The organism is Nostoc favosum CHAB5714 (genome assembly GCF_020829495.1).
GTDB lineage: Bacteria > Cyanobacteriota > Cyanobacteriia > Cyanobacteriales > Nostocaceae > Nostoc > Nostoc favosum.
This window is the reverse complement of the sequence record NZ_JAIVFQ010000155.1, coordinates 1-10,426: the sequence shown is the minus strand read 5'-3', so window position 1 is coordinate 10,426 and position 10,426 is coordinate 1. Positions and strand designations below refer to the sequence as shown.

General features: G+C 68.8%; 9 protein-coding genes. 4 read left to right on the top strand and 5 right to left on the bottom strand.

Annotated features, from left to right (window positions below; translation table 11 throughout):
- The coding region (locus tag LC586_RS43700) for a dihydrofolate reductase family protein (protein ID WP_229490859.1) at positions 1–424 on the top strand (424 nt) is incomplete at its 5' end.
- A gap of 3 nt (positions 425–427) precedes the next feature.
- Positions 428–1,051: a riboflavin synthase gene (locus LC586_RS43695; protein WP_229490857.1), complete on the top strand. Its 624-nt coding sequence runs from the start codon at positions 428–430 to the stop codon at positions 1,049–1,051.
- On the opposite strand, the gene mutS is transcribed toward LC586_RS43695, so the two are convergent.
- Positions 1,032–3,647, bottom strand: coding sequence for a DNA mismatch repair protein MutS (gene mutS, locus LC586_RS43690; RefSeq protein ID WP_229490855.1), 2,616 nt, complete (start codon positions 3,645–3,647; stop codon positions 1,032–1,034). The two genes, LC586_RS43695 and mutS, sit on opposite strands and share 20 nt — an antisense overlap.
- A 49-nt stretch (positions 3,648–3,696) precedes the next feature.
- Here mutS and LC586_RS43685 point away from each other — a divergent pair, with 49 nt between their 5' ends.
- Positions 3,697–5,961: an NADP-dependent malic enzyme gene (locus tag LC586_RS43685; protein WP_229490854.1), complete on the top strand. Its 2,265-nt coding sequence runs from the start codon at positions 3,697–3,699 to the stop codon at positions 5,959–5,961.
- 49 nt (positions 5,962–6,010) lie between these two features.
- Here LC586_RS43685 and LC586_RS43680 read toward each other — a convergent pair whose 3' ends face one another.
- On the bottom strand, positions 6,011–6,748 hold the full coding sequence (locus LC586_RS43680) for a sulfite exporter TauE/SafE family protein (RefSeq protein WP_267921801.1): 738 nt from the start codon (positions 6,746–6,748) through the stop codon (positions 6,011–6,013).
- A gap of 42 nt (positions 6,749–6,790) precedes the next feature.
- Positions 6,791–7,843: a LysR family transcriptional regulator gene (locus LC586_RS43675; protein ID WP_229490850.1), complete on the bottom strand. Its 1,053-nt coding sequence runs from the start codon at positions 7,841–7,843 to the stop codon at positions 6,791–6,793.
- A 49-nt stretch (positions 7,844–7,892) separates the two neighbouring features.
- On the opposite strand from LC586_RS43675, the gene LC586_RS43670 reads away from it, so the two are divergent.
- The gene (locus LC586_RS43670; protein ID WP_229490848.1) at positions 7,893–9,119 is read left to right on the top strand and encodes a GNAT family N-acetyltransferase; all 1,227 of its coding nucleotides are present in this window, start codon (positions 7,893–7,895) and stop codon (positions 9,117–9,119) included.
- A gap of 363 nt (positions 9,120–9,482) precedes the next feature.
- Here the strand turns inward: LC586_RS43670 and LC586_RS43665 are convergent, their stop codons facing one another.
- Together LC586_RS43665 and LC586_RS43660 are read right to left on the bottom strand one after the other, a co-directional pair.
- Entirely contained in the window at positions 9,483–9,782 is a 300-nt protein-coding gene (locus tag LC586_RS43665; RefSeq protein ID WP_229490846.1) for a hypothetical protein, read from the bottom strand.
- A 46-nt stretch (positions 9,783–9,828) separates the two neighbouring features.
- Positions 9,829–10,426 (bottom strand): hypothetical protein (locus LC586_RS43660; protein WP_229490845.1); only part of this gene is annotated, 598 nt, incomplete at its 5' end.

The following is a 10,426-nucleotide window of genomic DNA, read 5'->3' as shown; positions in this document are numbered from 1 at the left end:
CCATGTCCTGCGCGCGCGCAGCGATGCCATCCTTGTCGGGCGCGGCACGTTGCAGGCCGATGCGCCGGGGCTGGACGTGCGCCTGCCGGGCCTTGAGGACCGGTCGCCGCCGCGCGTTCTGCTCTCGGCGACTGCGGTGCCGGGCGACGGCTGGACACGGATCGCTTCGCCGCAGGACGTCGGCGCGGTCGCGGGCAATTGGCTGCTCGTCGAAGGCGGAATGGCGACCGCGGCGGCGTTCCTCGCGGCCGACCTCGTCGACACGCTCGTCATCTACCAGGCGCCCATCGTCATCGGCGGCGGCATGACTCTTGGCGATATCGGGCTGGCGGACCTGTCGGCCGCGCACGGCCGCTGGCGGCTCGCCGACAGTCGCCTCCTTGGCAGCGACCGCCTCTCGATCTACCGGCGCGTAAGGGAGTAAGGGATGTTCACCGGCATCGTCACCGACATCGGCACCGTCGTCGAAAGCCGCGACAGGGGCGACCGACGGATCGTGGTGCGCTGCGCCTACGATCTGGACGACGTCATGACGGGCGCGTCGATCGCCTGCTCGGGGACCTGCCTGACGGTCGTCGACAAGGGCGCGGACTGGTTCGCGGTCGACCTTTCGCGCGAAAGCCTCTTGAGAACCGCGCGCGGCCTGTGGGACGAGGGATCCCGGCTCAACCTCGAACGCGCGCTCAAGGTCGGCGACGAACTGGGCGGGCATATCGTGACGGGACACGTCGATGGGGTGGGCACGGTCCTGAGCGTCGACGCCGACGGCGCGTCGCATCGCATTGGCGTCGGCGTGCCCGACGCGATCGCTCCCTATCTGGCACCCAAGGGCTCGATCTGCCTCGACGGCGTCTCGCTGACGGTCAACGCCGTCCACGATGGCGACGGAACGGGGGGGACCCGGTTCGAGGTGAACGTCATTCCGCACAGCTGGACGGCGACCACCTTGTCCAGCCTCGTGCCCGGCCGCGAGGTCAATCTGGAGATCGACGTCCTGGCGCGCTACCTGCAGCGCATGCGCGCCTATGGCGCTATCGCTCGATCGCCTTGAGGGCGTAGAGCGCGTCGAGCGCTTCGCGGGGGCTGAGCCGGTCGGGTTGGATGGCGTCGAGCGCGGTGCGGAGCGGATCCTGCACCGGTTCCGCGATCAGCGCCGAAAACAGCGGCAGGTCGTCGAGGCCCGCCGCCAGGCCGCCGGTCGCCGCGCGCCCGGCCTCCAGCTTGGCAAGCACCGCCTTCGCCCGCTGCAGCACGGTGGGCGGCAGACCCGCCAGCCGCGCAACGGCGATGCCATAGCTGCGATCGGCGGCCCCGCGGGCGAGCTCGTGCAACAGCACGAGCTCGCCCTTGTATTCGCGCGCACGGACGTGGTGGAGCGATAGCGCGGGAAGCGTTTCGGCCAGCCGCGTCAGCTCGTGGTAATGGGTGGCGAACAGGCAGCGGCAGCGGTTGACCTCATGCACCGCCTCGATCACCGCCCAGGCGATCGCGAGGCCGTCGTAGGTCGACGTGCCCCGCCCGACTTCGTCGAGGATGACGAAGCTGCGCTCGGTCGCCTGCGCGAGGATCGCGGCGGTCTCGACCATCTCGACCATGAATGTCGAGCGTCCGCGCGCCAGATTGTCGGACGCGCCGACGCGGCTGAACAGCCGGTCGACAAGGCCCAGCGTCGCCTCTTCTGCGGGCACGAAGCAGCCCGCCTGGGCCAGGACGGCGATCAGCGCGTTCTGCCGCAGAAAGGTCGACTTGCCGCCCATGTTGGGGCCGGTGACCAGCCACAGCCGGTCGTCCTCGTCGAGCGCGCAGTCGTTGGCGACGAACCGGCTGCCCCCTTGGGCGGCGGCCGCCTCCACGACCGGGTGGCGCCCGCCGCGCACGTCGAAACAGCGCCGATCGACGATCGCGGGCCGCCGCCAGTCGTGCTCGACCGCCCCTTGCGCGTTGGCGCTCGCGACGTCGAGCCTGGCAAGCGCCGCCGCGGTAGCCGAGATCGCGGCGGCCGACGCCAGCGCCAGCGCGGTCAGCTCTTCCAGATGCGCGGCCTCCGCGGCCAGCGCGTGCGTCCCCGCCTGGGTGATTTTCAGCGCGACGTCATGCAGCTCGGGTGCCGCGAAGCGGACGACCCCCGCGAGCGTCTGACGGTGCGTGAAGCCCGATCCGAGCGCCATCAGCGGGTCCGCGGCGCGCGCGGGAACCTCGATGTGATAGCCGAGCACGCCGTTGTGCCGGATCTTGAGCGCGGCGATCCCGGTCGCCGCCTTGTAGCGTGCCTCGAGCGCGGCCAGTTCGCGCCGCCCCACCCCGCCCGCGTCGCGCAGGTCGTCAAGCGCGGCGTCGTAGCCCGCGGCGATATAGCCGCCATCGTCTGCGTCGACCGGCGGCTCCGCGACCAGCGCGCGCGTCAGCTTGTCGATCAGCGCGCCATGCCCGCCGAGCGGCGGCAGCAGGCGTTCGAGCAGCTTGGGAGCATCGGTCGCGCCCGCCAGCGTCTCGCGCAAGTGCCAGGCGCGCGCCAGGCCGTCACGCAACGCCCCCAGATCGCGCGGGCCGCCGCGGCCGGCGGAGAGCCGCGCAAGCGCGCGCGCGACGTCGGGCAGGCTCCGCAACGTCGCGCGCAGGCCCTCGCGCGCGGCCGCGTCGTCGGCCCAATAGGCGACGAGGTCGAGGCGCAGATCGATTTCCTCGCGCGACGTCAGCGGCGCGGACAGGTCGGCCGCCAGCAGCCGCGCGCCCGCGCCCGTCACCGTCCTGTCGATGCAATCGAGCAGGCTGCCTCTGCGCCCGCCGCCGACCGCTTGCGTCAGCTCGAGGCTCTCGCGCGTCGCGGCGTCGATCGCCATGTGCGCGCTCTCGACGCGGCGCACCGGCGGGCCGAGGAAGGGCAGTTTGCCCTTGCCCGCGTGATCGAGATAGGCGAGCAGCCCGGCCGCCGCGGCAAGCTCGGCGCTGGAGAATGCGCCAAAGCCGTCGAGCGTCGCGACCCCGTGCAGGGCCTTCAGCCGCGCCTCGCCGCGCGCGGCATCGAAGGTGGCCATGTCGCGTTCGACGACTTGGGCCGCGGCAAAGGCAGGGGCCGGGGCCGCTCGTACGGCTGCTCGTGGAGGAGCACGAAGGACTTCGCTGGGGCCGTAGCGCGCGACGGCGGTCTCGACCTCGGCCGGGGTCAGGGTGCAAAGCTCGAACACGCCTGTCGATACGTCCGCGGCCGCCAGCCCGGTTTCTTCGTCCTTCTCGAACAGCGCAACCAGCCAGTTCGCCTTCTTGGCGTCGAGCAGGACGTCCTCGGTCAGCGTGCCCGCGGTCACCACCCGCACGATCGCGCGCGCGACGAGCGCCTTGCTGCCGCCGCGTGTCTTGGCTTGCGCGGGGCTTTCGACCTGCTCGGCGATGGCGACGCGGTGCCCGGCCTTGATCAGCCGCGCGAGATAGGCGTCGGCGGCGTGGACGGGGACGCCGCACATCGGCACGCGCGCGCCGTCGTGTTCGCCGCGCGCGGTCAGGGCGATGTCGAGCACCGCGCTCGCCGCCTTGGCGTCTTCGAAGAACAGTTCGAAGAAGTCGCCCATCCGGTAGAACAGCAGGCAATCGGGCGCTTCGGCCTTGAGCGCGAGATACTGCACCATCATGGGCGTGGGGGCGTTCGACATCCGCGGATGCGTTACGCTAGGGGATGCCGACGCGCCAAGGGGAGAGGCCATGTCAGACGAAGCCAACGTCCAGTTCTCCGAACGCGAGGCCCTGCTGTTCCATTCGCACGGACGGCCGGGCAAGCTCGAGATCGTCGCGTCCAAACCGATGGCGACGCAGCGCGACCTGAGCCTCGCCTATTCGCCCGGCGTCGCCGTGCCCGTGCGCGCGATCGCCGACGATCCCGCCGCCGCCTACGACTATACCGCCAAGGGCAATCTCGTCGCGGTGATCTCGAACGGCACCGCGATCTTGGGACTCGGCAATCTCGGCGCGCTTGCCGCAAAACCCGTCATGGAGGGCAAGGCGGTTCTGTTCAAACGCTTTGCCGATGTCGATTCGATCGATATCGAGGTCGCGACCGAAGACCCCGACCGCTTCGTCGACGCCGTCGCGCTTCTCGAACCCAGCTTCGGCGGCATCAACCTCGAAGACATCAAGGCGCCCGAGTGCTTCATGATCGAGGCGGCGCTCAAGGAACGCATGAAGATCCCGGTCATGCACGACGACCAGCACGGGACCGCGATCATCACCGCTGCCGGACTGATCAACGCGATCATGCTGACCGGGCGCACTCTGCGCGACGTCAAGGTGGTGGTGAACGGCGCGGGCGCGGCGGCGATCGCCTGCACCGAACTCATCAAGGCCATGGGCGTGCCGCACGACAGCGTCGTCATGTGCGATCGCGCAGGCGTCATCTACCAAGGACGCACGCACGGCATGGATCAGTGGAAGTCGGCGCATGCCGTCGCCACGGACCGGCGGAGCCTGGAGGACGCGCTCGACGGGGCCGACGTCTTCCTGGGCCTCTCGGCCAAAGGCGCGCTGAAGCCCGCCTATCTCGCCCGGATGGCGCGGGCACCGATCATTTTCGCGATGGCCAATCCCGACCCGGAAATCTCCCCGCCCGAGGCGCGTGCGGCCCGCCCCGATTCGATCATCGCCACGGGACGCTCCGATTATCCCAACCAGGTCAACAACGTCCTCGGCTTCCCCTTCATCTTCCGTGGCGCGCTCGACGTGCGGGCGACCGCGATCAACGAGGCGATGAAGATCGCGGCCGCCCATGCCATCGCCGAACTCGCCCGCCAGCAGGTGCCGGAGGAGGTGGCGGCCGCCTATGGCGGGCGGGTGTCCAATTTCGGGCGCGATTACATCATCCCCGCGCCGTTCGACCCCCGCCTGCTGGAGGTCGTTCCCGCCGCCGTTGCCCAGGCGGCGATGGATTCGGGCGTCGCCACGCGTCCGATCCTCGACATGGACGCCTATCGTCAGTCGCTTCGCGCGCGGCTCAATCCGACGACCTCGGTGCTCAGCCTCGCCTATGAAGGAGCCAAGGCGCGGCCCAAGCGTGTCGTCTTCGCCGAAGGGGAAGAGGAAGTCGTCCTGCGGGCGGCGATCATGTTTCGCGAGGGCGGCTATGGCATTCCCGTCCTGGTCGGCCGCGACGACGTGCATGAGCGGCTGTCGGCGCTGGGCGTCGACAAGCCCGAGACGTTCGAGGTCCACAACAGCCGCAATTCCCCGCTCGTCCCCGCCATGGTCGACCGGCTGTACGACCGGCTGCAGCGCCGCGGCTATCTGCGTCGCGAAGTCGAACGGATGGTCAACCAGGACCGCAACGTGTTCGCCGCGCTGATGCTCAAGATGGGTGAGGCCGATGCGATGATCACGGGTACGACGCGGACCTACGCGCAATCGATGCGCGAGGTGCGCCGCGTGATCGACCCGGCCGAGGGGCGCATCCCCTTCGGCGTGCATGTCCTCGTCGGTCAGTCGCACACCATCTTCATGGCCGATACGACCGTCAACGAACGCCCGACCGCCGAGCAGCTGGCCGACATCGCCGAGGGAACGGCGGCGGTCGCGCGCGCGATGGGCCATGAACCGCGCGTGGCGTTCCTCAGCTATTCGACCTTCGGCAACCCGCAGGGGTCGTTTCTCACCAATCTGCGCGATGCGGTCACCGCGCTCGAGGCGCGCGGCGTGGGATTCGAGTTCGAAGGGGAAATGGCCCCCGACGTCGCGCTCAATCCCAAGGTCGCCGCGAGCTACCCGTTCAGCCGACTGTCGGGACCGGCCAACGTGCTGATCATGCCGGGGCTGCAGTCCGCGAACCTCTCGGCGAAGCTGCTGCGCGAACTGGGGGGCGACTCGGTCATCGGTCCGATGCTGATCGGCATGGAAAAGCCGGTCCAGATCGCGACCATGGGTGCGACCGCGAGCGAACTCGTCACGTTGGCCGTCCTGGCCGCGGGCGGAGTCGCCCACTGAGCCGCGCCGTCGCGGTCCGTCCATCGGCTCCGCGTGCCCGGGATCGCGATCATCGATAGGCCCTGACGAAAAAGGCGATCGTGGTCGCGGCCGTGAGTGCGAGCGTCCACCCGCGGATCGCGGTTGGCGGCAACCGGTTGCCGAGCTTCGCGCCCGTCCAGCCGCCGACGATGGCACCGGCAAGCATCGGCAGGCACAGCGCCCAGCGCACCATGCCGAACCCGATGAAGACGATCGCCGCCGCCGTGTTCGCGACGCCCAGCATCAGCGTGCGCGAGGCCATGACCCGGTGCGGCGCCATGCCGGCCAGCAGGCCATAGGCGGCCGTCGTCATGATGCCGACGCCTCCGCCGAAATAGCCGCCATAGGCGCCGAGCAGCGCCTGAACTACGACCAGTGCCGGGGTTCCGATCGTCACGCGCTTGCCCAGCCAATCGGACGCCCGCTTGCCGAGCGCGATGGCGATAAAGGCGATCAGCAGCAGCCAGGGAATGATCCGGTCGAACACCGGCGTCGGAGTGAGGACGAGGAGAGCGCTTCCGCCGAGCGCCGCGACGAAAGTAATGCCCGCGAGCGTGCCGACGGGGAGCGGTCCGACCGGCTCCAGGCCCTTGCGAAAGCCCCAGGCGGCGGCAAGGGCACCGGGCTGCAGCGCGACGTTGCTCGTCGCGTTGGCGATGGGTGACGGCAGGCCGAGCGCGATGAGTGCGGGCATTGTCGCAAAGGTCCCGCCGCCGGCCAGCGCATTCATCGCGCCGCCGGCAAATCCGGCGGCCCCGGCAAGCAGGACGGGCGCGGGTTCGATCAGGATCGGTCCGTCATGGTGCGATCAGGGCGTGCAAAATCCGGGGAACCGTTCGCGATCCTCGGGCAGCAGACGCGATTCGAACTCGTCGGGGTGCATGAACCGGTCCGCGAACCAGGGGTAGCGCGTGCCGTCGAACGCCGCCTTCAGCCAGACGAGCGTCTCCTTGACCGCAGGACTGCGGACCGCGTCGGGGTGACGTACGAGGAAGACGTCGCGCTGAATGCGCGCGCCGATATCGATCGGTTGCGGCGACCGCGACAGGGCGCGCGCATAGGTCGGCAGGAAGCCGATGCCTGCCCCCTGCAACACCGCCAGATAGTGCGCGGAAGAGGTGTTGGTCCTGAGTGCGACGGCCGAAGGCGTGTCGGCAGGCAGGAAGGAGAGCGGGGCCGCCGCCACCTGTTCGGCCTCCTGCAGCACGAATTCGTGCTGCGCCGCGTCGGCGAGAGAGGTGGGCACGCCCCGGCGTGCCAGATACGCCTCCGACGCGAAGGGCATGACGTGAAGCGACGCGACGCGTTCCGAGAACAGCCCCGGCCCGGGCGGGCGCACCAGCTGGATCGCGATGTCGGTATCGCGGAACAGCACCCCAGGAGGCGCCATATCGCAATGCAGGTCGATCGCCAGCTCGGGCACACGCGCGCGCAGCTCGATCAGTCGCGGGACGAGCCAATAGGTGCCGAGCCCTTCGGTGACGGTGATCCTGACCCGGGTGGCGGCGCGATCCCCGGCAGGGCGCTGCACGCGGTTGGCGCTGTTGCCGACCGCCTGCATCTGCCGCGCGATCGCGACGAGCTCATGGCCCTCCTGCGTCAGGCGCACGCCTTCGACGCTTCGCACCAGTAGGGGCGTCCCAAACTGCGCTTCGAGACGGTCGACTTTGCTTCTGAGCGTGTTGAGCGCGATCCCCGCGGCGATGGCGGCCGCGCGAAAGCTGCCCGAGTCCGCGACGGCGAGGAGCAGGCGAAGATTGTCCCAGGCTAGCCGCTCAAGCGAAGGTCGTCTCCGAAACGGAGGAGCTTTTGAGCGCACCATCGGCGCGGACCGCTCTAAATCGATCTGGCCCGTCACCATCCAATTTCCCTCCGGGCAGATCGTTGTCATCAAGAGTGCAGGCGAACCAATGTTGCATCACAACCCCGCGTCAGCCGCATCCGCCAGTTACAAGGCGGCAGGCTTTACGCAACGCTTTGAAGACTTGGTCAAGTCCCGCGACCATCGGTCGAGGGGGATGTCCCGTTCCGTGACGGCGGCGGAGGCCTGCGATCTGGCCGCCAAGCTGCGCCGCACGATCGACGGCACCGCCGACGACGCAGCGCTGCTTCGGGTCCTGGCCCATAATCCCGAAGTCCTGCGCTTGGCAGAGCGCGACGACGGCGGGGAACTGGGGTTCGTCGCTTACCTTCCGCTCAATGCCCGCGGCTATGCCGCCATGCTCGACGGCGGCTTCCAACCGCGCGATCCCGACACCGCGCTCCTGTGCCGGGCCGGGGAACGGCCGGTGGCAGCGTTCATCTGGTGCGCCTATGCGCCCGGGCAATTCGTCGCCGCCGTCGCGGCGATGACCGCTCATTTCGAGGAGGTCGTTCCGGGCGGCGTGACCATGTTCACCCGCGCGGCGACCCCGTCCGCCGCGCGCCTGTTCGAATCGATCGGCTTTGTGCAGGCCGTCGACTTCTTCCCCGGCATCGAACCGGACGTGCTGGTCGTGTTTCCCGCGCATGCCCAGCCGGTCCGCGCGACCCCGGCGGCGGCAGTGAGGCCCGGGCAGGTGCGTACGCGCATCGCGCGGACGATCGAGGACACGATGAAAGTTTTCGCGATCCGCTCGGCAACCTTCATCGCCGACCAGTCGTGTCCGTATGACGAGGAATTCGACGGCAACGACTTCTGCGGGGCGCATCTGCTCGGCGAAATCGACGGGGAACCGGCGGGCTGCATCCGCGTGCGCTTCTTCGGCGATTTCGTGAAGCTCGAACGGCTGGCGGTGCGACCCGAGTTCCGCAAGTCGAGCCTCGCCTTCAAGCTCGTCCGCGCGGCGATCGACTATGCCCGTACCAAGGGGTTCCGGACGATGTACGGCCACGCCCGGCACGACCTCGTCGCCTTCTGGTCGCGCTTCGGGTTTCGCGTGGTCGAGGATCGCCCGACGTTCCGCTTTTCCGACGTCGATTACGTCGAGATGATCGGGGAGATCAGCGCGTCGCCCCAGCCCGTCGGACTCGCGTGCTCCCCCTACGAACTGATCCGTCCCGAAGGGGCCTGGGACGTGCCCGGCCCGCTCGACCGCAGCGCGGCGCGATCGAGCGGGCGGCCCCGCGTCGGCGTGACGCCGAATTGCTCGGCATGACCAGCAGCAGGGGAGCGGCCGGGGCAGCCAGCGCAACGCGGGCGCTATTCGTCGCTTCAATGAGCTCTAGGATGGGCGCTTGGAGGGCGCGGCGACGGCCTGCAGCTGCGTTTCGATCGCGTTTGGGCCGCGTCCGCGACGATTATCGGTGCGACGATCCCGGCAGTAGGCACTGCTCTCCCCGCCGTGGCTTGCAGCATCGTCGGCTCGGTGACCAGCTTCAAGAGCTGCTTCGCGTGCGGGCTTGGGCAGGTGCCAAAGTCGCGCAACAGCAGCCCCGCACAAGATGACGGAAAACCGTGCTGGTCATAATCAACGTCGAGTTCCGAAATTGCCGCTGCCATAACTATCGAGCGCGGCCGCTCAACGATCGGGCCGCAAGGGCTGGCGCTGCACGTCCCTTGCCGCTTTCTCAAGCGGCGCTAGCGCGTTGGTCTGCGCTTCGACGCCGTAAACGATGCGGCTGCGAATGCGCGTATCGATCCTAGTTCGGACGCGATTGTCGATCCGGATCATCGGGTGCAAGGTCTCCGCCGCTTCTCCACCAGACTGGCGCTTGCCGGTTTGGCCCACGGTCGAAGTGTGCGAACGGACCATTTGAGCCGACGCGGCAGCGGCGAAGGCAAGAAGGCTTAGGCCGCAGAGGAGAAGGCGGATACGCATCAGACATCCAATTCGACAAAAACCCGTGTTCGGGGAAAGGCGGAACCTATTGCGCTCGCGATAACCGCGCCTCATAAATCGTTCCGTGCAGACTGCTTCCCAGCTCGTGGGGACGAGCAACCAGCGACAGATACTGCACGGGACAGCTTGCCGGAACATCGAAACGGCCGACGAAAGGGCCGCCCTCCTCACCCGCGTTCTGGAGCGGGAACCGACCGAGCCCGCGCCCATTCTGGCAGCTGAGCTCCCAATATGGGCGCCACATCTCGGGCGCGTCAATCTTGCCGCTTGTGCCGTGCAGGACATAGCGGCCCGGCGGAAGCAGCTGCATCTGGCGAACAATCAGGCCACCGCCCATCGGAGAGACTGAAAAAGCAAGCACATTGCCGCCGTCTTCGCGTTCAAGCGTGGTCGAGACGCCGCCGACGCTGAACAATTGCCAATCTAACGAAGAGCGGCTGCCCTGGTCGTTGGCGAAACGCGGGTCGCGCGACGTGCTGCGGTCGGTCCCGGGGTGCGTAGCCGCATAGAAGGACCATGCCTCGTCCAAGGCCCCTTGGCGGATTAGGGACTCGGTCAGCACGGCTTGTGCGGCAGGGGAGATGGGCAGCTTGGCGCGCTCCAGCCGGGCGAACAATTCGGCC

Excerpts from the sequence above, each read along its gene's own strand:
- LC586_RS43675 (WP_229490850.1), bottom strand. The coding sequence starts at position 7,843 with ATGGTGACGGGCCAGATCGATTTAGAGCGGTCCGCGCCGATGGTGCGC.
- LC586_RS43685 (WP_229490854.1), top strand. The coding sequence starts at position 3,697 with ATGTCAGACGAAGCCAACGTCCAGTTCTCCGAACGCGAGGCCCTGCTG.
- LC586_RS43670 (WP_229490848.1), top strand. The coding sequence starts at position 7,893 with ATGTTGCATCACAACCCCGCGTCAGCCGCATCCGCCAGTTACAAGGCG.
- mutS (WP_229490855.1), bottom strand. The coding sequence starts at position 3,647 with ATGTCGAACGCCCCCACGCCCATGATGGTGCAGTATCTCGCGCTCAAG.
- LC586_RS43665 (WP_229490846.1), bottom strand. The coding sequence starts at position 9,782 with ATGCGTATCCGCCTTCTCCTCTGCGGCCTAAGCCTTCTTGCCTTCGCC.
- LC586_RS43695 (WP_229490857.1), top strand. The coding sequence starts at position 428 with ATGTTCACCGGCATCGTCACCGACATCGGCACCGTCGTCGAAAGCCGC.